The 25,317-nt window shown below is 35.2% G+C and carries 23 protein-coding genes and 1 pseudogene; 19 read left to right on the top strand and 5 right to left on the bottom strand.

What is annotated here, in order from left to right; genetic code table 11:
- Positions 1-140: 140 nt before the first annotated feature.
- The 12 genes and pseudogenes from AC0J6S_RS10285 (at position 141) to AC0J6S_RS10230 (ending at position 10,165) form a co-directional block, all read left to right on the top strand.
- Positions 141-1,541 carry an anthranilate synthase component I family protein gene (locus tag AC0J6S_RS10285; RefSeq protein ID WP_474953724.1) on the top strand — a complete coding sequence of 467 codons (1,401 nt, stop codon included), beginning with the start codon at positions 141-143 and terminating at the stop codon, positions 1,539-1,541.
- A 143-nt stretch (positions 1,542-1,684) separates the two neighbouring features.
- A complete protein-coding gene (locus tag AC0J6S_RS10280; RefSeq protein WP_474953723.1) occupies positions 1,685-2,251 on the top strand; it encodes an anthranilate synthase component II in 567 nt (188 codons plus the stop codon).
- A gap of 111 nt (positions 2,252-2,362) precedes the next feature.
- Entirely contained in the window at positions 2,363-3,355 is a 993-nt protein-coding gene (trpD, locus tag AC0J6S_RS10275) for an anthranilate phosphoribosyltransferase (protein WP_474953722.1), read from the top strand.
- Positions 3,356-3,442: 87 nt separating this feature from the next.
- The gene (gene trpC / locus AC0J6S_RS10270) at positions 3,443-4,222 is read left to right on the top strand and encodes an indole-3-glycerol phosphate synthase TrpC (protein WP_474953721.1); all 780 of its coding nucleotides are present in this window, start codon (positions 3,443-3,445) and stop codon (positions 4,220-4,222) included.
- 2 nt (positions 4,223-4,224) lie between these two features.
- The gene (locus tag AC0J6S_RS10265; RefSeq protein WP_474953720.1) at positions 4,225-4,857 is read left to right on the top strand and encodes a phosphoribosylanthranilate isomerase; all 633 of its coding nucleotides are present in this window, start codon (positions 4,225-4,227) and stop codon (positions 4,855-4,857) included.
- A 12-nt stretch (positions 4,858-4,869) separates the two neighbouring features.
- The gene (gene trpB / locus AC0J6S_RS10260; RefSeq protein WP_474953719.1) at positions 4,870-6,051 is read left to right on the top strand and encodes a tryptophan synthase subunit beta; all 1,182 of its coding nucleotides are present in this window, start codon (positions 4,870-4,872) and stop codon (positions 6,049-6,051) included.
- A 127-nt stretch (positions 6,052-6,178) separates the two neighbouring features.
- Positions 6,179-6,511, top strand: coding sequence for a gamma-glutamylcyclotransferase family protein (locus AC0J6S_RS10255; protein ID WP_474953718.1), 333 nt, complete (start codon positions 6,179-6,181; stop codon positions 6,509-6,511).
- A gap of 105 nt (positions 6,512-6,616) precedes the next feature.
- A complete protein-coding gene (trpA, locus tag AC0J6S_RS10250; protein ID WP_474953717.1) occupies positions 6,617-7,378 on the top strand; it encodes a tryptophan synthase subunit alpha in 762 nt (253 codons plus the stop codon).
- Positions 7,379-7,634: 256 nt separating this feature from the next.
- Positions 7,635-8,366 (top strand): alpha/beta fold hydrolase, encoded by a 732-nt coding sequence (locus AC0J6S_RS10245; RefSeq protein WP_474953716.1) that lies wholly within the window; start codon positions 7,635-7,637, stop codon positions 8,364-8,366.
- A 606-nt stretch (positions 8,367-8,972) separates the two neighbouring features.
- Positions 8,973-9,083: pseudogene (locus AC0J6S_RS10240) on the top strand (REP-associated tyrosine transposase); the annotation flags it as partial.
- A 5-nt stretch (positions 9,084-9,088) separates the two neighbouring features.
- Positions 9,089-9,427: a transposase gene (locus AC0J6S_RS10235; RefSeq protein WP_474956385.1), complete on the top strand. Its 339-nt coding sequence runs from the start codon at positions 9,089-9,091 to the stop codon at positions 9,425-9,427.
- A 222-nt stretch (positions 9,428-9,649) separates the two neighbouring features.
- Positions 9,650-10,165: a GNAT family N-acetyltransferase gene (locus AC0J6S_RS10230; RefSeq protein WP_474953715.1), complete on the top strand. Its 516-nt coding sequence runs from the start codon at positions 9,650-9,652 to the stop codon at positions 10,163-10,165.
- 92 nt (positions 10,166-10,257) lie between these two features.
- Here the strand turns inward: AC0J6S_RS10230 and AC0J6S_RS10225 are convergent, their stop codons facing one another.
- Positions 10,258-10,815 carry a DUF4494 domain-containing protein gene (locus AC0J6S_RS10225; RefSeq protein ID WP_474953714.1) on the bottom strand — a complete coding sequence of 186 codons (558 nt, stop codon included), beginning with the start codon at positions 10,813-10,815 and terminating at the stop codon, positions 10,258-10,260.
- A 211-nt stretch (positions 10,816-11,026) separates the two neighbouring features.
- Here AC0J6S_RS10225 and AC0J6S_RS10220 point away from each other — a divergent pair, with 211 nt between their 5' ends.
- From AC0J6S_RS10220 to AC0J6S_RS10205, 4 genes are all read left to right on the top strand, one after another.
- Entirely contained in the window at positions 11,027-11,653 is a 627-nt protein-coding gene (locus AC0J6S_RS10220) for a TetR/AcrR family transcriptional regulator (RefSeq protein WP_474953713.1), read from the top strand.
- The gene (locus tag AC0J6S_RS10215) at positions 11,643-12,974 is read left to right on the top strand and encodes a TolC family protein (RefSeq protein WP_474953712.1); all 1,332 of its coding nucleotides are present in this window, start codon (positions 11,643-11,645) and stop codon (positions 12,972-12,974) included. The genes AC0J6S_RS10220 and AC0J6S_RS10215 overlap by 11 nt, the downstream gene beginning before the upstream one ends.
- A gap of 10 nt (positions 12,975-12,984) precedes the next feature.
- A complete protein-coding gene (locus AC0J6S_RS10210; protein ID WP_474953711.1) occupies positions 12,985-14,064 on the top strand; it encodes an HlyD family secretion protein in 1,080 nt (359 codons plus the stop codon).
- A 74-nt stretch (positions 14,065-14,138) separates the two neighbouring features.
- On the top strand, positions 14,139-15,722 hold the full coding sequence (locus AC0J6S_RS10205) for an MDR family MFS transporter (RefSeq protein WP_474953710.1): 1,584 nt from the start codon (positions 14,139-14,141) through the stop codon (positions 15,720-15,722).
- A gap of 27 nt (positions 15,723-15,749) precedes the next feature.
- Here the strand turns inward: AC0J6S_RS10205 and yaaA are convergent, their stop codons facing one another.
- Positions 15,750-16,508 carry a peroxide stress protein YaaA gene (gene yaaA, locus AC0J6S_RS10200; protein ID WP_474953709.1) on the bottom strand — a complete coding sequence of 253 codons (759 nt, stop codon included), beginning with the start codon at positions 16,506-16,508 and terminating at the stop codon, positions 15,750-15,752.
- A 162-nt stretch (positions 16,509-16,670) separates the two neighbouring features.
- Between yaaA and AC0J6S_RS10195 the strand changes: the two genes are divergently transcribed.
- Together AC0J6S_RS10195 and AC0J6S_RS10190 are read left to right on the top strand one after the other, a co-directional pair.
- On the top strand, positions 16,671-17,195 hold the full coding sequence (locus AC0J6S_RS10195; protein WP_474953708.1) for an N-acetyltransferase family protein: 525 nt from the start codon (positions 16,671-16,673) through the stop codon (positions 17,193-17,195).
- A 41-nt stretch (positions 17,196-17,236) separates the two neighbouring features.
- The gene (locus AC0J6S_RS10190; protein WP_474953707.1) at positions 17,237-18,511 is read left to right on the top strand and encodes an NAD(P)/FAD-dependent oxidoreductase; all 1,275 of its coding nucleotides are present in this window, start codon (positions 17,237-17,239) and stop codon (positions 18,509-18,511) included.
- 188 nt (positions 18,512-18,699) lie between these two features.
- On the opposite strand, the gene AC0J6S_RS10185 is transcribed toward AC0J6S_RS10190, so the two are convergent.
- Positions 18,700-20,238 (bottom strand): SulP family inorganic anion transporter, encoded by a 1,539-nt coding sequence (locus AC0J6S_RS10185; protein WP_474953706.1) that lies wholly within the window; start codon positions 20,236-20,238, stop codon positions 18,700-18,702.
- A gap of 476 nt (positions 20,239-20,714) precedes the next feature.
- Here AC0J6S_RS10185 and AC0J6S_RS10180 point away from each other — a divergent pair, with 476 nt between their 5' ends.
- Positions 20,715-22,133 (top strand): amidohydrolase family protein, encoded by a 1,419-nt coding sequence (locus tag AC0J6S_RS10180; protein WP_474953705.1) that lies wholly within the window; start codon positions 20,715-20,717, stop codon positions 22,131-22,133.
- Between the two features lie 88 nt (positions 22,134-22,221).
- Here AC0J6S_RS10180 and AC0J6S_RS10175 read toward each other — a convergent pair whose 3' ends face one another.
- Positions 22,222-24,690: a zinc-dependent metalloprotease gene (locus tag AC0J6S_RS10175; protein WP_474953704.1), complete on the bottom strand. Its 2,469-nt coding sequence runs from the start codon at positions 24,688-24,690 to the stop codon at positions 22,222-22,224.
- A 223-nt stretch (positions 24,691-24,913) separates the two neighbouring features.
- A complete protein-coding gene (locus AC0J6S_RS10170; RefSeq protein WP_474953703.1) occupies positions 24,914-25,297 on the bottom strand; it encodes a C40 family peptidase in 384 nt (127 codons plus the stop codon).
- Positions 25,298-25,317: the final 20 nt, after the last annotated feature.

Below are 25,317 nucleotides of genomic sequence, written 5' to 3'. Positions count from 1 at the left end.
GGTGGAACAATTTACGTCATTCGTCGTGAACTAAGCTCCAATAGTATTATTTAAACTATAAATATAAAAGGCTTGTCATCACGACAGGCCTTTTTTTTGTGCCAATTCTATCGTAACACACAACATTAAAAACATAAAAATTGAAATCATTTAATTTAAATACCAATTACAAGCAAATCCTGGCTGATACAATAACACCAGTGAGTGTGTATTTCAAAATTCGGGATAAATTTCCAAATAGTCTTCTACTTGAAAGTAGCGATTATCATGGGAATGACAATAGTTTCTCCTACATCTGTTGCAATCCGATTGCTTCAATAAAAATAGAAAATGAAATTATTCACAAGACTTTCCCTGATGGAAGTTTTGAGAAAATTGCAATTGATGCCACTACCAATATTCCTGAAGTAATTCAAGAATTTTCGGGTCAGTTTAAATCCGAGAAGAATGATTTCAAGTTCATCAATAATGGACTTTTTGGATATATTTCTTATGACGCTGTTCGGTATTTTGAAAAAGTGACTATTGCCAAAAAAGAAAACAGCAATACCATTCCCGATGTCTATTATGCCGTGTACCAAAACATCATTGCCATTAATCATTTCAAAAATGAAGCATATATTTTCTGTCACAGTTTAGACGGAAAAAACAACATTTCAGAAATCGAACAATTATTACAATCCAGAAATATTGCTTCTTATAAATTTTCGAAAGAGGGCGATGGTTTTTCGAACCTGACGGACGAAGAATTTAAGCATAATGTGGCTTTGGCCAAAAAGCATTGTTTCCGCGGTGATGTGTTCCAATTAGTTTTATCCAGAAGATTTACCCAAGGATTCAAAGGCGATGAATTCAATGTCTACAGAGCGTTAAGAAGCATTAATCCTTCACCTTATTTATTCTTTTTTGATTACGGTGATTTCAAAATATTTGGTTCATCACCCGAAGCACAGATTATAGTAAAAGATCGTAAAGCGGAGATTCATCCTATTGCGGGAACTTTCAAAAGAACGGGAGATGATGAAAAAGATGCGATTCTTGCTAAAAATTTATCTGTAGATAAAAAAGAAAATAGCGAGCACGTGATGTTAGTGGATTTGGCCAGAAACGATTTGAGCCGAAACGGTCATCATGTCAATGTGGAGAAATACAGAGAAGTACAGTTTTTCTCTCATGTGATTCACTTAGTTTCAAAAGTAACGGGACATCTGCATGAAAATGCTACAACGATGCAAGTGGTTGCCGATACTTTTCCAGCAGGAACATTAAGCGGCGCACCAAAACACCGAGCGATGCAACTCATTGAAGAGTATGAAAAAACAAACAGAAATTTTTATGGAGGTGCCATTGGTTTTATGGATTTTGAAGGTAATTTTAATCACGCCATTATGATACGGACATTTCTAAGCAAAAATCATCAGTTGCATTCTCAGGCAGGTGCCGGAATTGTAGCCAGTTCCGATGAAGAAAGTGAAATGCAGGAAGTCTACAACAAATTGAGAGCGCTGAATGCGGCGTTGGATTTAGCGGAAACGATATAAATCCCCTCCCCAACCCTCCCCGAAGGGAAGGGAGCCAATCTAAAAAAATTAGCAACTTATGAAGTTGTAAATAAAATAACAATTAAAAAACCTATTTACCCCAATAGGTTACTCCCCTCCTTCGGAGGGGCTGGGGGAGGAAAATGAAAAAAATACTAGTCATAGACAATTACGATAGTTTTACATATAATTTAGTACACTATCTGGAAGATTTAGAATGCGAAGTAACCGTTTACAGAAACGATGAATTTGATATTGATGAAATTGCCGTTTTCGATAAAATTCTTCTTTCTCCCGGACCTGGTGTTCCTGACGAAGCTGGATTATTAAAAGATGTGATTCGGAAATACGGGCCAACCAAAAGTATCTTTGGGGTATGCTTAGGTCAACAAGCTATTGGAGAAGTATACGGAGGAACGCTTTCTAACTTAGACAAAGTGTATCATGGTGTGGCTACCAATGTGAAAACCGTTGTTGATGATGAGCTTTTATTTGAAGGATTAGGAAACGAATTTGAAGTGGGACGTTACCATTCCTGGGTCGTAGATGCTAATTTACCGGATGTTCTGGAAGCAACTTCATTTGATGAAAACGGACAGGTTATGTCCTTGCGCCACAAAACGTATGATGTGCGTGGTGTTCAATTTCATCCAGAAAGTGTTTTAACTCCAAATGGTAAAAAGATATTAGAAAACTGGGTGAAAGGGTAATTCCTCCCCCCAACCCCCTCCAAAGGAAGGGGAGCCAATATGGATATTTAGATTGAAGTTTCAGGTCTTGTATTAAACTTTAAACCTGAAACCTGAAACAAAAAAATAAAAATGAAAAATATATTAAACAGATTAATCAACCACGAAATCCTGTCGGCGGCAGAAGCAAAAGATGTATTGGTTAATATATCAAACGGAAGTTACAACACCAGCCAGATTGCTTCTTTTCTTACGGTTTACATGATGCGAAGTATAAGTATAGATGAACTTGCCGGTTTTCGTGAAGCCTTGTTAGAATTGTGCATTCGCGTGGATTTATCCGCTTACAATACTATTGATTTGTGTGGAACGGGCGGTGATGGAAAAGATACTTTCAATATTTCAACCTTGGCTTCATTTGTGGCTGCGGGAGCAGGAATAAAAGTGGCAAAACACGGAAATTATGGAGTTTCTTCTATCTCTGGTTCGAGTAACGTGATGGAGAAACTAGGAATCAAGTTCAGTAATGATACTGATTTCTTAGAGAAATGTATCGACAAAGCAGGAATTTGTGTTTTACACGCGCCGTTATTTCACCCCGCAATGAAAAATGTGGGACCTATTCGAAAAGAATTAGCTATAAAAACCTTTTTCAATATGCTGGGACCTATGGTAAATCCATCGTTTCCACAAAACCAATTAGTGGGTGTTTTCAATTTGGAACTGGCCAGAATGTATGCGTATTTGTACCAAAACACGAATACTAATTTCACCATCTTACACTCGCTTGACGGTTATGACGAAATTTCGCTGACAGGACCTACAAAAATAATTACCAGTTCCAAAGAAGGAATGCTAAATCCAGAAGATTTTGGTGTTCGCCTTTTGCTGCAAAGCGAAATTGAAGGCGGAACAACTATCGAAGAATCGGCACAAATATTTACCGATATTATTTCTGGAAAAGGAAGCGAGGCTCAGAATAATGTGATTTGTGCCAATGCTGGAATGGCAATTGCAACCGTTACAAAATGTTCTCCTTTAGAAGGATTTCAAATAGCGAAAGAAAGTTTATTATCCGGAAAAGGACTTGTAGCTTTGAAGAAATTGAAAGATTTAAGCAAATAAAAATAGTTTGAAGTTCAAGGTTTAAAGTTATTGGAATTTCGAACAACTTTAAACTTGAAACAAAGAAAACTTGAAACAAAATAACAAATGAACATCCTAGATAAAATCATAGTTGACAAAAAAAGAGAAGTCATTCTCAAGAAATTGATTATTCCTGTTTCACAATTGGAAGCTTCGGTTTTCTTTGAGAAAAAGACTATTTCCTTGAGCAACAATTTAAGAAACAGCACATCAGGAATTATTGCGGAGCACAAACGCCGTTCGCCTTCCAAAGCAGAAATTAATTACAGCTTTACAGTGGAAGAAGTAACCAAAGGATATGAAAATGCAGGTGCTTGCGGTATTTCAGTATTGACGGACGGAAAATATTTCGGTGGTTCGTTAGACGATTTACTTTTGGCAAGAGCCACAGTGAACATTCCATTACTGCGAAAAGAATTTATTGTTGATGAATATCAAATCTTGGAAGCAAAAGCCCACGGAGCCGATTTAATTCTGCTTATTGCAGCGGTTTTAACCAGAGACGAAATCAAATCATTATCTGAATTTGCTAAAAGTTTGGACCTCGAAGTTTTACTGGAAGTTCATAGTCAGGAAGAACTAGAAAAATCGATTATGCCCACATTAGATATGATTGGGGTGAACAATAGAAACCTAAAAACATTTGAAGTGAGTTTAGATTTCAGCAAGCAATTAGCAGCGCAAATCCCAAGTGATTTTGTAAAAATTTCTGAAAGTGGAATTTCATCTATTGAAGCCATAAACGAATTAAAACCTTTTGGTTATAAAGGATTCTTAATTGGAGAAAATTTTATGAAAACCGATAATGCAGGAAAAGCAGCAGCGGAATTTATATCAAAACTATAAACATGAAACTCAAAATCTGTGGCATGAAATATCCCGATAATATTCTCGAAGTAGGTTCGCTCCTACCCGATTATATGGGATTTATATTCTGGGGAAAGTCAGCTCGATATTTTGACGGTGTGATTCCAGATTTACCAAAATCAATCAAGAAAGTAGGCGTTTTTGTGAATGAAAGCATAGAAGTTATTTTGGCGAAAGTACAAAAATACGATTTACAAGCCATTCAATTACATGGAAATGAATCAGTTGAATTCTGTCAGGATTTGAAAAATAAAATAGAGAATCCAATTCAAATCATTAAAGTTTTCTCTGTCGATGATGATTTTGATTTTGAAGTATTGAAACCCTTTGAAACCGTTTGTGATTATTTCCTTTTTGATACCAAAGGAAAATTACCAGGCGGAAACGGAACCACATTCGACTGGAAAGTATTAAAAAACTATCCTTCAAACAAACCATTTTTCTTGAGTGGCGGAATTGGAATTGAGGAAATGGAAGCAGTGAAAGAAATAGCAAAAACTAATTTACCGCTTTACGCCATTGATGTAAACAGTAAATTTGAAATAGAACCGGGATTAAAAAATATAGAAAAATTAGATAGTTTCAAGAATAACTTGAAAACTTTAAACTTATAAACTTTAAACAAAATGAGTTACAACGTCAACGAAAAAGGCTATTACGGAGAATTTGGAGGTGCTTTCATTCCTGAAATGTTATATCCAAATGTTGAGGAATTACGCCAAAACTATTTAAAAATTACAGCTGAACCAGAATTTCAAGCTGAATTTGATTCCTTACTGAAAGAATATGCAGGCCGACCAACGCCTCTTTATTTTGCCAAACGCTTATCTGAGCAATATAACACTAAAATCTACCTAAAAAGAGAAGATTTATGTCATACTGGTGCCCACAAAGTCAACAACACGATTGGGCAAATTTTGTTAGCCAAACGCTTGGGCAAAAAACGAATCATTGCTGAAACCGGAGCTGGTCAACATGGAGTTGCAACTGCAACTGTATGTGCGTTAATGGGTCTGGAATGCATCGTGTACATGGGTGAAATCGATATCAAACGTCAGGCGCCAAATGTGGCTCGTATGAAAATGTTAGGTGCTGAAGTTCGTCCGGCAATGTCAGGATCAAAAACCTTAAAAGATGCCACAAACGAAGCCATTCGGGATTGGATTAATAATCCTGTTGACACCTATTATATTATCGGATCTGTTGTGGGACCGCATCCTTATCCGGATATGGTAGCGCGTTTTCAAAGTGTCATTTCTAAGGAAATCAAGGAACAATTGTTGGCGAAAGAAGGTCGGGAAAACCCTGATTATGTGATTGCCTGCGTAGGTGGCGGAAGCAATGCTGCCGGGACCTATTATCATTTTCTGGACAATGAGGACGTAAATATTATTGCGGTCGAAGCAGCAGGTTTAGGAGTTGATTCCGGCGAAAGTGCCGCCACATCAGCCTTAGGAAAAGTGGGTGTTATTCACGGAAGTAAAACACTGCTGATGCAAACAACTGATGGCCAAATCACCGAACCGTATTCCATTTCGGCAGGACTGGATTATCCAGGCGTAGGTCCTATGCACGCTAATTTATTCGCCACCGGAAGAGCACAATTCATCTCGATTACAGATGACCAAGCCATGCAGTGGGGAATCAAATTATCCAAAATGGAAGGGCTTATTCCCGCCATTGAAAGTGCGCACGCCTTTGCTGTTCTCGATGAAATGAAATTCAAACCGGAAGATGTGGTTGTCATCAATCTTTCCGGTCGCGGCGATAAAGATTTGAGTACTTATATCGATTATTTTAAATTATAAAAAAGGCATAATTTGGGCGTTCACAAAGGGTCGGGCTGTCCGCTATATCTTTTTCATGGCAGAAAAGCCATAAAAAAGGATGCCGCTTCCATCCCTAACGCAGACAAATAACTAGAAAACATTATTTATGGAACAGCTATTCTCATACGGTACATTGCAGTCAAAAGAAATTCAGATGCAGGTTTTTAATAAACTATTAAGTGGAACTGAGGACATGCTTTTAGGATACAAACTAAAAGATTTTCAAATAGAAGAAGAATTTGGAATGGAAGATTATTTTGTAGCTATTCCAAGTGAAAATCCTTCGGATGCAATAAATGGTATCGCTTTTACTGTAACAAACGAAGATCTCATAAAAGCAGATCAATTCGAATCTAATGCTTATAAAAGAATTCAAATAACATTGCAATCTGGACTTTGGCCTGGATTTATATTGAAAGTTAATAATCCAGAAAAATAGTTCCGATTTAAACAACCTATTAGGTTTCTAAAACCAAATTTTGAATACAAAATAATACCCACAAGGTTTTGGAACCCTAGCGGGAATAAATAAAATTATATTAAAATGAACAGAATAAATCAAAAATTACAAGAGACTAAAAAAATACTTTCCATTTATTTTTCGGCGGGATATCCTAACCTCAACGATACCGTACAAATCATCCAGGATTTAGAAAGAAATGGCGTGGACATGATTGAAATTGGATTGCCGTTTAGCGATCCATTAGCTGATGGACCAACCATTCAAGCCAGTTCCACGCAAGCATTGCATAACGGAATGACAACACAAGTTTTGTTTGACCAACTAAAGGACATTCGTAAAACGGTTGCTATTCCTTTAGTGATTATGGGTTATTTCAACCCAATGTTACAATTTGGGATTGAAAATTTCTGTCAGAAATGTGCCGAAATAGGTATCGACGGATTAATTATTCCTGATCTTCCCGTTGATGTGTATGCCGATGAATACAAAGCCACTTTCGAAAAATACGGTTTAAAAAATATATTCTTGATTACGCCACAAACTTCTGTCGAACGAATCCACTTCATTGACAGCGTCTCCGATGGATTTATCTATATGGTAAGTTCCGCGAGTGTTACGGGATCGCAGACGGGTTTTGGAAGCGCTCAGGAAGAATATTTCAAACGCATTGCCGACATGAATTTGAAAAATCCTCAGGTTATTGGATTTGGAATCAACAACAAGGAAACCTTCAACCAAGCCACACTATTTGCAAAAGGTGCAATTATAGGAAGCGCTTTCATTCAGCATCTAACCGAAAATGGAGCTGGAAAAATTGAAGAGTTTGTAAAAGCGATTCGATAAAAATTTATTTTTCATATTATCAAACGGCGTTTAAATTGATTTAAACGGCGTTTTTTTGTGGTTTAAACAATTGGACATTTAGTCGTTTATAAGATTATTTTTATATATTAGCATCAATGATAAAACTGATGTTTATCAGACCTATCTCTCTATATTTGGGGTGATAGGTCGCAAAATGTCAGACCAATACACTAGTTATGCGTCATTTTAGCAGAGCGAACCGAAAAACGAAAAAACAAAAATTTAAAATTTTAAAATGAAATTATTCCTAAAAGTTATTATCTTTTTCACACTTTTTAGTTCTATAAAAAGTCAATCTCAAACAATTGATACTTTAGTTGATGTTGGAAATCATAAACTACATTTCAATATTATAAAAGGTTCAGGAATTCCCATTCTTTTTGAAGCTGGTGCAGGAAGCGATGGAAGAGTTTGGAATTCTATTTTGAAACCAATTGCAGATATAACTGGAGCAACAATTATTACATACGACAGAGAAGGTTTAGGTAAAAGCACTATAAATACTGTGGAAACTGAAGACTCAAAACACGGAATGTTAAATAGTCTTTTGGATTTAGAAACTGGATTAAAAAAATTGGGCTTTAATAAACAAATTATGTTAGTTTCTCATTCTTTTGGCGGTTACTTTTCAACTTTATATTCGGTAAGAAATCCAAATCTTGTAAAATCGATTGTATTAATAGATGTAAACCATAATTTTATGGAAAAGTTTGTAGAAAGCGATTTAAAAAAGCAAGAACTACTTATTCCAGAATGGAAAAAAAACAAACTTGCTATATATTATATGGCTGCAAATATAAGTGAAACTGTAAAAATGATGAGTGAAATTTCAATTCCACAAAATATTCCAGTTGTAGATTTAGTTAGTGGAATTCCATCTTTTAAAGAAACTGAAAAAGTAGAACATTGGAAAGAATGTCATAAAAATTTTGTCGCCAGTCACCAGCTCCGCAAAGTGTTCTTCTAAAAAAATAAATTTCTCGTGAATGCTGCGCAAATGTCTCTGACTTTGCGCAATTTCCTAAACTTGATAAAACTACTAAAACGCCATAAAGTCTCTGACTTTCATCGTCTTAAATTTAAAAACCCCCAGCTCCGCAAAGTGTTCTTCTAAAAAAATAAATTTCTCGTGAATGCTGCGCAAATGTCTCTGACTTTGCGCAATTTCCTAAACTTGATAGAACTACTAAAACGCCATAAAGTCTCTGACTTTCATCTTCTTAAATTTAAAAACCCCCAGCTCCGTAAATTCTTCTTCTAAAAAAATAAATTTCTCGTGAATGCTGCGCAAATGTCTCTGACTTTGCGCAATTTCCTAAACTTGATAGAACTACTAAAACGCCATAAAGTCTCTGACTTTCATCAACTTAAATTTAAAAACACAAACAAGTCATTAAAATCGTTATTTTTATATTAAAAATACGTCAAGATGAAAGAAGGCTATGTAATTAGAGATCAGACTTTACCACATTATATAACGGCAACAGTTATTGACTGGATAGATATTTTTACAAGACAAACCTACAGAGACAGTGTAATAGAATCTTAAGATTACTGCATAAAAAATAAAGGAATGATTTTGTATGGTTATGTTATAATGAGCAATCACATTCATTTAATCATTCAATCTGAGGACGGGAAATTATCAGATTTGATACGAGATTTCAAAAATTTACCGCGAAAAATATTTTGGATAAAATCCAATCCGTACCGGAAAGCCGAAAAGAATGGATGCTGGAGCGTTTCAAATTGGCAGCAGAAAAACATACAAAAAACCAAAATTATCAATTTTGGCAATATGGAAATCACGCAGAAGAAATTTACACTAATAAATTTATGTGGTCTAAATTAGATTACATTCATCTGAATCCTGTAAGAGCTGGTTTAGTTGAAAAGGCTTCACACTATATTTATTCCAGCGCAAGTAATTACATAAACGATTCCGGATTATTAAAAATAGAAAAAGCAGATAATCCAGTCGTTGATGTTTTGAATCTTAACGCTTTTACAAGGTATAATCAGTATTGAAATAGTATTCAAAAGTCAGAGACTTTTATGACAATGCTACTTTAAACATAAGCTGAAAATTGCGCAAAGTCAGAGACATTTGCGCAGCATAAGCAACAAACACTTCTACTCAGCTACATATTTTAAAAAAAAATACACTCCCCAATCATAAATTTTTCAAAATTCAAACTTTGTTTTGTACTTTTAAAGCACACTCACTAACTAAAAACTCAAATTACACTAATGAATTATCACTTTAGAAAAGCGGAACTATCTGAAATAGCTCCGATATGGGGAATTTTACTACAAGCTATACAACGCAGAAAAGATGACGGCAGTACCCAATGGCAAGACGGTTATCCAAATCAAGAAGTCATACATAAAGATATTGAAAAAGGAGAAGGATTTGTTTTAGCAGACGGAGAGACTATCATTGGTTATAGTGCGGTATTAATTAATGACGAACCTGCTTATGCTAAAATTGAAGGCAACTGGTTAACGAATAATGATTTTGTTGTCATGCACCGGGTAGCCATTTCAGAGAAATATTTGGGTAAAGGACTGGCCAAATTGATGCTAAAAAACATAGAAGATTTTGCGTTAAGCAACAACATTTACAGTGTAAAAGCAGACACTAATTTTGACAATACCGCCATGATGAAAATTTTTGAAATCCTAGGTTATACCTATTGTGGCGAAGTTTATTTTAGAGGAAGCCCAAGAAAAGCATACGAGAAAGTATTACACAAACAAGACTAATTAAAATTAAAAAACCGCAAATTCGCAAATAAAAACAGCTAACAACTGTTTCAATACTTTGCTAATTTGCGGTGCGTTTTTTTAAAACAATCTTAAACTACAGCTTCTTCTTCAAGAGCAGTTTCAAATTCCATATGGTCCACGATTTCTGCGACTACTTCCGGTTTAGATGCTTTTAACGCATTGAATCTCTCTAGTTGTTCCAGTTCCCCTTCTTCCCCGCTGAAATAAGGAAAAACATCCATAATAGGAGATTCTGAAATTGCAGGAACGGTGTAGTCGCCCATAGTACCTTTCATCACGCTAATGGTGTTATCGTAAGCCTCTTTTACATCATTGGCTTGTACTAATAAATACATATTAGTTTTGCGCTCTTTACCGCTTTCTTCGTCATAGGCCAATAAAGAAACTTTGGATCTGAACCAGCGATCCGCGTTTTCGAAAGGATGAATCTCAGCATAATTAGCCACTTTTATATTCGTGATTTTGAATTCTTCACTGATATACGCCGACATCTCTTCATTGATTCTGCTTTCAGCTTCAGTGTAAGACAACGCGTCTACCAGGTACGGTTCGGTTGTAATCTTCTGTCCGCCAGTTTCGTCCGTTTTTCTATATTTTACTTTACATTCGTACCAAGTTGTGCTCATTTCTTTTTTTTTTAAGGATGTCAAAGATAGATTTAAAAGAAAAAAAACAACCGCATTACTAAAATAGATATTCACAATTTAAGAAGAAGATTCCTGTTGTTATGAACTTTATATTGGCCAAGTTTAAAATGTTAAAATTATGTTAAAAAAAAACCAAACACTTGTTTAACTTAAACACTTGTTTAGTTTTGTTTTGCAAAATTAAATTCCATTGAAAAGTAATTTTAACGACAAACAAATTCAGATTCTTGAAGTTGCAGAAACTCTTTTTGCAGAAAAAGGATTTGATGGAACATCAATAAGAAACATAGCGAAAGTGGCAAAAATTAATATTGCCATGGTTTCCTATTATTTTGGTTCCAAGGAACGATTGCTAGAATCCCTTCTTGTATACAGAACTTCAGATCTTAAAAATCAATTAGAAAATTTACTGCTGGAAGACCTTGAACCTATTGAAAAAATCAATAAACTTATTGAACTTTATATTAATAGAATCAATAGTAATCGAGGTATTTATAGGATTTTACACTTCGAATTCACCTCTAAAAAGAGAGAACAAAACCTTCAAGCTTTTTCGGAATTAAAAAAAGGAAATTTAAAATCCCTGGAAACCATTATCGAGGAAGGTCAGAAAAAAGGAATTTTCAGAAAAGATGTTGTAATTCCGCTTATTACACCTACAATTCTGGGTACTTTCTTTCATTTTCATATGAATAAACCTTTCTTCGAAAATTTATTGAACTTGAAAACCGAAGATTTATACAACAATTACATCAAAACAAATTTGACAAAGCATATTCAACAAACTATAAAAGCACTTCTGATATATGAAAGTTAGTCAATTCATGCTCTTTGGGATTTTCTTTATTGGAATTTCATCGGTAGAAGCACAAGAAAAAACAAATTTAACATTGAACGAAGCCATTACTTTGGCTTGGACCAAAAGCAATGAAGTTACGCTGGCCAATACGAAAGTAAAGTCCAAAAAGTACGAATTACAATCTACTAAAAATAATCAATATCCAGATTTGAAACTTTCAGGTCAGTACCAAAGATTGGCAAATGCATCAATAGATTTTAAACTCAATCAAAACAATTCCGGTACCCCACAAGCGATTCCTATTGTCAATCAGCTAATGATTGGTCAGTTGAATGCCAGTGTTCCAGTATTTTCTGGTTTTAAAATCCAAAACAGCATCAAAGCGAATGAAAATTTGTATCAGGCTGAAATGGCAACATCATCCCAAACTAAAGAAGAAATTGCGTTGCGGGTAATTGATTATTATGCCAGTTTGTACAAAGCACAAAAAACAATTGAACTGTTGAAAGAAAATCAAAAAAGTGCCAAACAGCGCGTTAAAGATTTTATAGAGCTTGAAAAAAACGGAATCATTCCCAGAAATGACCTTTTGAAATCTAAATTACAAGCTTCAAAAATACAATTGTCATTAGATGAAACGACTAATAATTTAAAAGTAATCAACTTTTATTTGGTTACACTTTTAAAATTAAATCCAGACACCAAATTGGAAATTAGAGAAGATGATTTTGCTGATTTCAAAATGACAAATATTCCAACCAATGAATTACCGGCTTTAGAAAATCGTAAGGATTTAGAAGCCATTCGGTTTCAGGGAAAAGCCAGCGAGGCGAATATCAAAATAGCGAAAGGTTCCTATTATCCAGCCATTGCGATTATTGGCGGATACACCGCTTTAGACCTGAGTAATGTAATTACCGTTCAAAACGCGATGAATATTGGAGTTGGAATTTCGTATGATTTGAGTGCTATTCTAAAAAACGGAACTTTGGTTAGACTGGCTGAAAATAAGTATTTAGAAGTACAAAATTCTGAAGCAATATTAACGGATTACATTAAAATCCAAGTCCATAAAGCAATTGAAGATTACGATTTAGCATTGAAACAAAACATGGTTTATGAAGAAGCACAAGAACAAGCGACTGAAAATTTCCGGATTGTAAAAGACAAATATGATAATGGACTTTCGGACACCAATGATCTGCTTGAAGCTGATGTAGAACAATTAAATTCAAAAATCAATAAGGCTTTGGCGAAAGCCAATACCATCCAAAAATACTATGAGTTACTTTCGGTAACTGGTCAATTATCTCAATCATTCAATCTAGCTCAAAAATAATCATACTACCATGGAAAAGAAAAAAACAAATAAAAAATTCATTATTATCCTAGTAGCTTTGGTTGTTTTAGGAGGAACGTATGGAACTTTTAAATACATTCATTCACAATCTCACGAGGAAACTGATGATGCACAAATTGAAAAAAACATGAATCCTATTATTCCAAGAGTTTCGGGATATGTGGATAAAGTGTACATCAAAGACAATGATTTTGTGAAGAAAGGCGACACGCTTTTTACTATTGACCGTAGAGACTACCAATTGAAAATTGAAGAAGCCAATGCAGCAATGATTGGCGCTGAAGGCAATTTTGAAGTGACTAAAGCTGATATTGGAAGTGCTTTAGCCAGCATTTCTGTTTCGGATGCAAATGTGTTATCAGCCGGTGGAAATATAGAATCCGCAAAAATAAGATTGGGACGTATCACAAGTGATTACAATCGATATGAGAATTTGTACAAAAGCCATTCTATCACAAAACAGCAGTACGAACAAGCTCTAGCGGCTAAACTGGAAGCTGAAAGTCAAGTTCGTGTTCTGCAACAACAAGAAAGAGCCAGTGCATTTCAAAAATCAGTTATTGTGGCCAAATCTAAAGTTTCTGATAAACAAACCGAAGTGGCTGCTGCCAATATTAAAAGAGCAAAAGCATTGCTGGATGCCGCAAAATTGAATTTAACCTATACCGCGGTAACTGCTGCGATTGATGGTCAAGTATCCAAAATAGATATTCAGCCAGGACAATTGGTTCAGCCAGGACAATCTTTATTTTATATCATCAATAACAAAGAAGCTTGGGTAATTGCAAATTTTAAGGAAACACAATTGAACAAAATGGTAATTGGACAAAAAGTAACTGTAAAAGTAGATGCATATCCTAATTATGATTTTCAAGGTTCTGTCACTTCATTTTCACCTGCAACAGGATCTCGATTCTCATTGCTACCGCCAGATAACGCGACAGGAAACTTTGTAAAAACGATTCAAAGATTACCAGTCAAAATCAGTTTGAGCGCAACAAATGATCCTGAAAAAATAAAATTACTTCGTCCGGGAATGAATGTCGATGTCGATGTACATTTAAAATAAATCTGTTTTTCTGGATTCAAAAAGTAAAAAAAAGCGACACTTTTAAGACAATTATAGTTTACACTTTAGCATAAATGGTACAAACGGGAGAAGACGATTTAGTAGAATATGGCTACAGACGAGTTCTGATTACGATTACAGCAATACTTTGTACCTTGCTTGAAATCGTCGATACTACAATTGTCAATGTAGCACTGACGAACATGAGGGGAAGTCTGGGTGCTACGCTTAACGATGTTGCATGGGTAATTACAGCTTATGCTATTGCCAATGTCATCGTAATCCCTATGACGAGTTGGTTATCACAACAATTTGGTAGACGTAATTATTTTGTCACTTCTATTATCATATTTACAATAGCTTCTTTTTTATGTGGGAATGCAGATAATATCTGGGAACTTGTCACTTTTAGATTTATTCAAGGATTGGGCGGTGGGGCTTTATTAGTGACAGCTCAAACCATTATAACCGAAAGTTATCCTATTGCAAAACGAGGTATGGCTCAAGCGATATACGGAATGGGTGTCATTGTTGGGCCTACTTTGGGTCCCCCATTAGGAGGCTATCTTGTTGACAATTTTTCTTGGCCATATATTTTTTACATCAACATACCACTTGGAATTATAGCCACTATTTTAGCCTTGACTTTTGTAAGAAGTCCCAAATATGGCGAAAAACTGAAATCCAATCAAGTTGATTGGTTGGGAATTTTTCTATTAACGGCTTTTATTGGTTCTCTACAATATGTATTAGAACACGGTCAACAAGACGATTGGTTCAATAATAAAACAATTATACTTTTAAGCACCATTACCGTATTTGGTTTAATATTGTTTATTTGGAGAGAATTAACTTACAAATACCCTATCGTTAACTTGAGCGTTTTAAAAGATGGTAATCTACGGATTGGAACAGTAATGTGTTTCATTTTAGGATTTGGACTCTATGGATCCACCTTAATAATCCCAATTTATACCCAAACTATTTTAGGGTGGACTGCAACTGATGCGGGGCTGTTACTGATTCCAGGATCAATAACCACAGCTTTAATGATGCCAATTGTTGGAAATCTACTTCAAAAAGGTGTTCCCCAAAGTTATATGGTAGGACTTGGTTTTTTAATTTTCTTTTTCTTCACTTACATATTGCAAAATAGTATGACAACAAATACTGGTGTTGAACATTTGTACTGGGGCTTAATTTTAAGAGGAATTGGATTAGGACTCCTTTTTGTACCTATAACTACATTGTCCCTTTCTACTTTAAAAGGAAAAGATATAGGAGAGGGTGCTGCATTTACAGGAATGATGCGCCAATTAGGAGGTTCTTTTGGTATTGCCATTATCACAACATTTATCACCCGATTTAGCCAGGAACACAGAGTCAATTTAGTTTCACATTTAGGCACAACCAGATTAGAGGTTCAAGAGCGAGTTTTAATGCTTCAAAAGGGATTTATGTCGAAAGGATTTACTGCTAATGAATCGTTGAAAAAAGCGTATCAGGTAATGGACTACTCTGTGATGAAACAGAGTGCAGTTTTATCGTACATGGATATTTTTATGTATCTCGGAATTATGTTTCTGTGTTGTATTCCAATTATCTTTTTTATTAAAAAAGGAAAAAACAAAATCAACCCGGCAGATGCCATGCATTAGCAAAAAAGCGATTAATTCCGTCTATACCTACCTCGTAAAAACCAAACGATTGCCTTCAGATAAATTTGCATCAAATTGATAGCCATCATAATTAAATCCTTTTAAATCGTCTATCGTTTGAGCATCAATATCAATAATATAACGAACCATCATTCCTCTGGCTTTTTTGGCAAAAAAACTAATTATTTTTAATTTCCCATTTTTATAATCTTTAAATTCCGGAGTAATTACAGGAACATTCAAAGCTTTAACATCAATTGCCGAAAAATATTCAGTACTCGCTAAATTGACAAATAACTCTCCATCTTCAAGTTCTTTATTTAAAGCCTTTGTAATTATTGGCTTCCAAAATTCATAAAGGTTTTTGCTGTCGCCAATGGGTAATTTTGTTCCCATTTCCAATCGGTATGCCTGAATCAAATCTAAAGGTTTTAACAATCCGTACAAACCGGAAAGGATTCTTAAACGATCTTGTAAATCCGCTATTTTTTTTTCAGAAATCGAATAAGCGTCTAATCCAATGTAAACATCTCCGTCAAAAGTATAAATAGCAGGACGCGAATTTGAAGTCGTAAAAGGGGTAATCCAATCCTGATTTCGCTTCCAGTTCAAATCAGCCAATTTATCTGAAATACTCATTAAATGCGATAAATCAGCAGGATTTTTTTCTTTTAAAATTTTTTGAACTTGACGCGATTCTTTCAAAAATAATGGCTCCGAATGCAACGCAGTGGGCAAATTTTTATCAAAATCTAAAGACTTCGCTGGCGATATTACAATTTTCATACACAGTACTCTTTTGAGCGTTTTTTATTAATTTTCTCAAAAGTACTAATTGCAATCAAGAAATCACGAATCATTAAATTGATTTGTTTAATAGTTCAATAGATAATGAAAATTGTTTCCTAAATTAATTATTTTTGAAAAACAAAATACCATCAAATAATTATGAATACAATTGAGATTAGAAAAGCAACAGGATCTGATTTGGAAACAATCCAAAAGATAAGCATCCAAACTTTCACTGAAACTTTTGCCGGTGTAAATACGACAGAAAATATTGCCGATTACATAAAAAACAGCTTGAATACGGGGCAATTAACGGCTGAATTAAACAATGTAAATTCTCAGTTTTATATCGCGTACTCAAATGATGAAGTTGTTGGCTATTTAAAAATAAACTTTGGTGACGCGCAAACAGAATCTATAAATGAAAATGCTTTAGAAGTGCAACGAATTTATGTTTTACAAAATTTTCATGGAAAAAATATCGGACAACTTTTACTAGACGAAGTAAAAAAAATTGCGAAAAATACTGATGTTGATTCTGTGTGGCTTGGTGTGTGGGAAGAAAATCACAGAGCACTTCAATTTTACACTAAAAATGGATTTGTTGTCTTTGACAAACACGTTTTTATAATGGGTAATGACGAGCAAACAGATTTATTGATGCGATTTGAAATTCATGAATAAAAATTAAATTATAACTTGTTTAGGCACTTCTAAAACGGCAATTGACTTATTTTTGTGCCAAACATTATCAAAATACTATGAAACAGGATGTAATTATTGTGGGAGCAGGACTGGCGGGATTAGCTGCTGCTATTCATTTGCATCGTCAAGAGCGAAAAGTACTGCTGTTGGAAGCCAGTGAACGCGCGGGCGGGAGAATTAAAACCGATTCACATGAAGGTTTTCTTTTAGATAGAGGTTTCCAAGTGCTGTTGACGGCTTATCCAGAAACAAAAGCATTACTTAATTATAATGATTTAAAACTAAAGAAAATGTTACCCGGAGCAACTGTGCTTTATGATGGAGGCAGTTTTGAAATCGCAGATCCATTCCGAAGACCTTCGGCAGCATTTGCCACTCTTTTTGCTCCCGTAGGTACTTTAAAAGATAAAATCAATACGCTTTGGTTAAAAAACAGGTTGCAAAAACTAACCATTGACGAAATTTTCGAACAACCGGAACAAACAACGCTCAAGCAACTGGCGGATTATGGTTTTAGTCCAAAAATGATTCAACGTTTTTATGCGCCTTTCCTTTCCGGAATCTTTCTGGAGAATGAATTGAAAACTTCGCGTCGAATGTTCGATTTTGTAATGAAAATGTTTTCAGATGGTGATGTGGTGGTTCCTGAATTAGGAATGGAGGAAATTCCAAAACAATTAGTTGCAATGCTTCCCGAAGGCAGTATTCTATGCAATACAAGAGTCACTGCTATTGAAGGCAAAACCGTAGTTACCGAAGATGGAACCGTTATGGAAGCCAACCAAATCCTTTTGGCTACGACCGCAAACAACCTTACCCAAAAATTCTTTCCGAAACAAAAAATGACCTCTCATCAGGTTACAAATATCTATTTTGAAGCCAATGAATCGCCAACTGATAAAGCAGTTGTGATTTTAAATGCTTCAACTAAGAAAAAATGGGTGAATAATTTGACGGTACTATCGAATGTTTCTGAAGCTTATGCTCCAAAGGGGAAAGTGCTTATTTCCATTTCTTACAATGGAATTCCAACTGTTGATGATGCGACTTTGGCCGAAAACATGAAGCAAGAATTGAAACAATGGTACGGTGAAAAAGTAAATTCATGGAAAATGCTTAAATCGTATCGCATTGAATATGCTTTACCAACTCAGGAAAATGTACAAAATGAAATAGCTTCTTCAGAAATAAAAATTTCAGATACGTTGTTTATTTGTGGCGATAATTTACTGAATGGTTCTATTAATGCTGCAATGAAAACGGGACGATTAGCCGCTGAAGCGATGAAAATATAAATTGTTATTTATAAAAAAAAGTTTACCAAGTTAAAGCTTTCAACTAATATGCCACGAATTCCACAAATTATCACGCATTAATTTGTGTGAATTTGTGTAATTCGTGGTGAATTTTTTTATAATTATTATTCAGACCAATAATTGGTCTTATTAGTCTTAGACGAGAGCTTTTTTTATTGGTTTTGAAACTAATCCTGATCGATAACCAATTTATACGTAGGATCTTCCATAATATTCACATCAATGATGGCTTCTGCATTTTTAAGTAACAAAATACAATCGGTACTCAAATGGCGCAAATGCACTTTTTTACCTTGTTTGTGATAACGATGTGTAATAACATTCAATGCTTCAATTGCTGACATATCAGATACTCTACTTTCCTTAAAATCAATAATAACTTCATTTGGGTCAGTCAATACATCAAACTTTTCAATAAATGCAGTTGTAGAGGCAAAAAATAAGGGTCCATATATTTCATAATGCTTCACCCCGTTTGCATCAATAAATTTTCTGGCGCGAATGCGTTTAGCACTTTCCCATGAAAAAATTAAAGCAGAAATAATCACACCAATTAAAACGGCTAAAGCCAGATTGTGCAAAAGAACCGTGATTAAAGCCACTATTATTACAAGAAAAACATCCTTTTTAGGCATTTTATTGAAAATTTTCAAACTAGCCCATTCAAAAGTCCCTATCGCAACCATAATCATAACGCCTACTAAAGCCGCCATCGGTAATAGTTCAATTACCGGAGCACCAAATAAAATAATTACCAAAATTGTCAATGAAGCGACAATACCGGCCAAACGGGCTCTGGATCCTGCTGATAAATTAACCAGCGTTTGCGCTATCATTGGGCAGCCTCCCATACCAAAGAAAAAGCCGTTTAGGATATTAGAACTACCCTGCGCAATACATTCTCTATTTCCGTTACCGCGAGTCTCAGTGATTTCATCAACTAAATTCAGGGTCAGTAAACCTTCTGTCAATCCGACTGCAGCCATAATTAAGGCATATGGAAAAATTATTTTTAAAGTCTCAAAAGTGATTGGAATATTCGGAATGTGAAATGGAGGAAAACCACCACTTACCGAGGCAATATCTTTCACGGTTTTTGTTTCGATTCCTAAGAAAAAAACCAAAGCAAATACCACAATAATAGCCACTAATGAAGATGGAATAGCTTTTGTTATTCTGGGAAGCAACACCACAATTCCTATTGTCAGCGCTACTAAACCTACCATAATCAACATTGGAGTTCCTGTAAGCCATGTAGTTTCTCCATTAACCACCATTTTAAATTGTTCCAATTGGGACATGAAAATAATAATTGCCAATCCATTAACAAAACCAAACATTACAGGATGTGGCACCAATCGGATAAATTTTCCAAGCTTAAAAATACCCACTAAAATTTGTAAGATACCTGCCAGCGCAACCGCCGCGAAAACAAATTCTAAACCATTTGACTTCATTAAGGCAATCAAAACAATCACCGTTGCGCCTGCTCCTCCTGATATCATTCCGGGTCTGCCTCCAAATACTGCCGTAATAAAACCTGCGATAAAGGAAGCGTACAATCCCATTAATGGAGGAAAACCTGCGACTATTGCAAATGATAATGATTCTGGAATCATAGTCATCGCTACGGTTAATCCTGCTAAAATTTCTGTTCTGTAATTTACCTTTTGCGATAAATCAAATAAATTAAATACTTTTTTCATGAAAAAATTCAAATAGGGTTTGTGATACAATTTCAGCTACTGAAATCATATCGAAAAAAATTAATAAAATGGTTTAGGAACTATCTTTAAATTTAAAAAATCTAAAAAACAAGCGGAAGTAACGGTACTAAAATAAATACTGTTGTTATTCAAAAAATGTATTAATCAGTCACTTTCTTATATAGAAAGCGTCTTCAAAAAATTGAATGCAAATTTTTAGGTGATATCCTTCGATTTAAAGACTATAAATCAAGGCGGAGTAACGGAGATAAAATGAGTACTGTTTTTCATAAATATGAGGCAAAAGTAAAACTTTTTTCTTGCTTTACCAAACAGTTAATGAAAATGCTTAAATTTGGCAAAAATTACAACTTTTTTTACAGCAATCAACCTTTTAAGTGCTACATCATTAAAATCAAACATCGCTTTCTTTGAAAATGATAAGCAAAACACTATAGACACAATTAAAAAAAACTATGAAATTACTACATATTTTATTCTTCGCTCTTTTAATAAATACAAGTTACTCGCAATCGACGAATGACTATTTTGAAAATATCAGAAACAATGAAGCAGAACTAACTGCTTTCTTTTCGCAAATGCCAAAAGGCGGCGATTTACATCATCATTTTTCGGGTTCTATTTACGCGGAACCGTTATTACAACGCGCGATCGCTGACGATTTTTATCTCAATACTGAAACGATGGATGTTTTAAAAGAAAAACCATCAACCGGAAACTGGGAATTATTTTCAACATTAAAAAGCAACGGAACATTAGACGTTTACAAACAAAAAATAATGCAAAAATGGTCTGTAAAAGATTACAATCATGTGGATTACCCTTCGGACAAATTATTTTTCGAATCGTTTATGAAGTTTGAACCGGCTATCAAAGGGAATTTTGGACAGGGATTATTGGAACTAAAGAACAGAGCCATTTCAGAAAATGTCAGTTATATCGAAACACAATTATCTACGATACCAACTGCAATGAACACGGATGATTTGACGCAATTCAATTCCATACTGCGAAAATTAGCTTTGGCAAAAGACGAAAAAGCAATTTTGAAAACATTGGATTCAGTGTACAATTCCTTACTGAAAAAAGATGCTGAATCCTACGCCAAAACATTCAATACTAGTTTTGTAGCGAAAATGCACAACGATTTAAAAATTGATGACAAGCAATTTACTATGCGCTATCAAAATTTTGTGTTGCGATTCATGGAACCCGTGGATTTATTCAAAAATCTGGTAATTGCATTCATTTCGGCAGATGGAAGTCCACTGATGGCAGGAGTTAACATTGTTTCTCCAGAAGATGGCGAAACTTCGATGAAAGATTATTGGTTGCACATGGTCATGTTTAAATATTGTAATTCTCGTTATCCAAATGTAAAATACACAATGCATGCCGGCGAACTGACGCTGGGTTTAGTGCAACCCGAAGATTTGACTTGGCACATTGGCGCAGCCGTTTATACTGCAGGAGCCAATCGCATTGGCCACGGAGTCGATATGGCGTACGAGAAAGATTCGTACAGTTTATTGCGTTACATGGCAAAGAAAAATATCCCTATCGAAATTAACTTAGTGAGCAACGAGTTTATTTTGAAAGTAAAGGAAAGCCGTCATCCGCTTACTTTGTATAAACAGTTTGGCGTTCCTATAGTAATCAGCACTGATGATGCGGGGATTTTACGTACTAATATGACCGAACAATATGTTTTGTTAGCCAAAAGATACCAAGACGTTTCTTATACTGATATCAAACAATATGTGTACAACAGTATCAATTATAGTTTTATAAAAGAGGCTTCCGTTAAAAAGCAAATGCTAAAGGATTTAGATGCCAGATTCAAAACTTTCGAAGCGAATTTCCCTTTGAAGTAAATAGTTCACTTCAATCTAGATTTATTTTACAACTCAAAAAATCCGCTACGAAAGCGGATTTCTTGGTGAAACAGAATTTACATTCTGATTATTTTGGATTTAAAATAAGTTCAATTCTTTTGATAGCATCCTCATAATGGTATTTGGTTTCTGCATTTATAGCTCTAGTTTTAGCTACTGATAAAGTAGTTCTCAAAGCGTTCAACTCGCCTCTCACCAATCCTCTCACGTCAGATTGAGCCACATTATAATAATCAGATGGACGACCGGATTTGATTTCTTCTTTCATCAAAAATGCCATTCTTTCGATATATGCTCTTTGTAAATTTCTTCTATAAATCGTCACGTTTGATGGTAAATTAGCCTCTTTCCAAATTCCTTTGCGCATATCACCAAATAAATCCAAAGCTTTATAATTAGTAGCTCCCATGATTTCTGCATCCATCAATCGACCAATACGCTCAAAACTCAAAACACTATTCAAATGTCTGGCTTGCAAATTACGGAAACGTTCAGTGTATCCCGCATAATTTATGTTTTTCAATGTACTGATATTTACCAACCACGTTGGAGAGGCAAAAGCATTTTCTTGCAACCACTGCATCGCTTCTTGCTGTTTTGCTTTTGGTACAATTTCATAAATACTTCCTTTTTGGTTTGGTTTTTTAGTTGCTTCATAAACGCCGCCAACATTAGTCACCACATGACCTACATACCTACTCCAAACTCCCAACATTTCTTCATACAACTCCTCTAAATCTTCGTAATTATTAGTCACATCACTGGTCCATTCCGGTAAATGTGACGCTACATATTGCAAGTTTTTAAGTCCATACGAACCCGCTTTCATGGAATTATTTCCGATATCTTCTGTTTGCGAAGTTGGGTCAAAACTACTGCTTTGAGATCCAAATTTATAGATTGGATTTCCCTCTTTTTCCATAATCCATTTATCTAATGTGGGAACCTCGGCTTCAGGAGAACTTATATTTGGAATGAATCTGTAACCCCAATTGGTGGCATAATGGTCGTAAGGTCCCATCTGGCGAATGAAACGCACATTTTTATCTCCTGGTTGCGCGATATAATTAAAACGGGCATAATCCATCAAACTCGCTGCTATACCGTTCTTTTGAGTAAAAGCACCGTCTCTGTAATTTTCGGTATCATACGCGCAACTCGCACCCATGTTATGAGGAAAACCAAGAGCATGTCCCACTTCATGCGCAATAACCATACGCATCATTTCACCCATTTCTTGGTCACTGGTATTCAAAGTTCTTGCCGAAGGATTCGCTGCTCCGGTTTCTAACAAATACCGATTTCTGTACGAACGCAAATGGTTGTGGTACCAAATTACATCACTTTCAATAATTTCTCCTGTTCTAGGATCAGAAACACTTGGTCCAACCGCATTACGCGTTGTACTCGCCACGTAACGAATCACCGAATACCGAATGTCTTCCGGGCTAAAATCAGGATCCTGTTCTTTTGTTGGAGGATCTTTGGCGATAATAGCATTTTTAAAACCAGCAGTTTCAAACGGCTTTTGCCAATCTTCAATTCCTTGCTTGATGTATTTGCGTAATTTTTCAGGCGTGGCAGGATCTAAATAATAAACAATAGGTTTAATGGGTTCTACCAGTTCACCTTTTGCGTAAGCAACAGGATCTTTTGGTTCCAATTTCCAACGGCGGATGTAGGTTTTACTGTCGGATTTTAATTCGTTACTTCCATAATCAATTTGATTCATCGTAAACCAGCCCACTCGCGGATCCGCTAATCGGGGTTGCATTGCTTTTTCAGGCAATAAAATCATCGACTGATTCATTTGGATACTTATCGTCTCTGAATCTGCCTGAACCGGCGGTTTTGAAGCGTTATAGGTAAAATCCTGAATTACTTCAATATTCATGGGGAAACTTTTCATTGTATTGATAAAACTGCGAGTTTCATCTAGGCCTTTTACTTTGTAGGTTTCTCTCATTTCACCTGATAAACCGCTTATAGACTTTACATCGGTGCCATAAAATTTAGTCACATCAATCACCGTATTTGTAGAATCTTTGCTAAACGCTACAATATCAAAAGCAAATAAAGTAGGCTCATAATTATTGGATTTTACTGAAATACTGATTGGCAAACTGTCATTGGCAACGGCACTGAATGATTTTAATTTGATCAGGATTTTATCCTGAAAACGCTGCCAAACAATCAATTGCTCATTGGTTTCAGAACCTGCATTTACATATCCGCCGCCTAAATTAGCAGGGAGTTTAGCTAATCTACTTACCAAAAGCATGTCTTTATCTAAGTATTTATTGGGGATTTCGAAGAAATATTTTTTATCTACTTTATGAACGATAAACAATCCATCGTCAGAAACGGCATCTTTAGTAATTACCTTGTTGTATTCCCTGATAATAGCTTCTGGTATCTTTTCCGGTGGTGGAACTACAGTGGCATTTTTATCTTTTTTCCTTTTAGATTGGGCAAATTGGGCGGTAGGTACAAGCATTGCCGCAGCAATAGCAGTTAAAATGAAAAATTTCTTCATTTAATGGTTATTTAATGGTTAATCAATATCAAAAATATATTTTAGAGTCAGCAAATTGAATAGTATTCATTGGTTTAACTTTTAATTAACAACCATTCAATCTAATATTTTTCTTTTTATTATCGGTAATTTTGCACCATAAAATACAACCTACCAGATTTGGTTTTAGTCTAAAAATAACTGCTTTACGTTAATCAAATCCTGAATCTCGAGCAAAATTTATTTACAAAACACGTATCGCTTTTACGAATCTACGGGTATATCCCGGCTTTGTTAAACTTGTAATAACCACTTTCATTTCACGACCGGAGGTGGAGTGAATAAAATCACTGTCCATTCCTTTTGGATTTGATACGATGCCCAAATGGCCGATAACATTTCTGGTAGGGCTCAAAAACAACAAAACATCTCCTTTTTTCACGTCGGCAATCGGGATTTCTTTACCGAAATTCTCAAATTGCGACGAGCTGCGAGGAACCTTAATTTTAAAATTATTATAGACATAGTACACAAATCCGGAGCAATCGAAACCATTTTTACTACAGCCCGCTGTAATATAAGGTGTTCCTAGTAATCTCATTCCAAAATTGACAATCTTAGTTCCCAAGGAATCATCATTTTTCAATC

The organism is Flavobacterium sp. TS_SC_5 (genome assembly GCF_056156265.1).
This window is presented reverse-complemented; position numbering and strand designations above follow the sequence as displayed.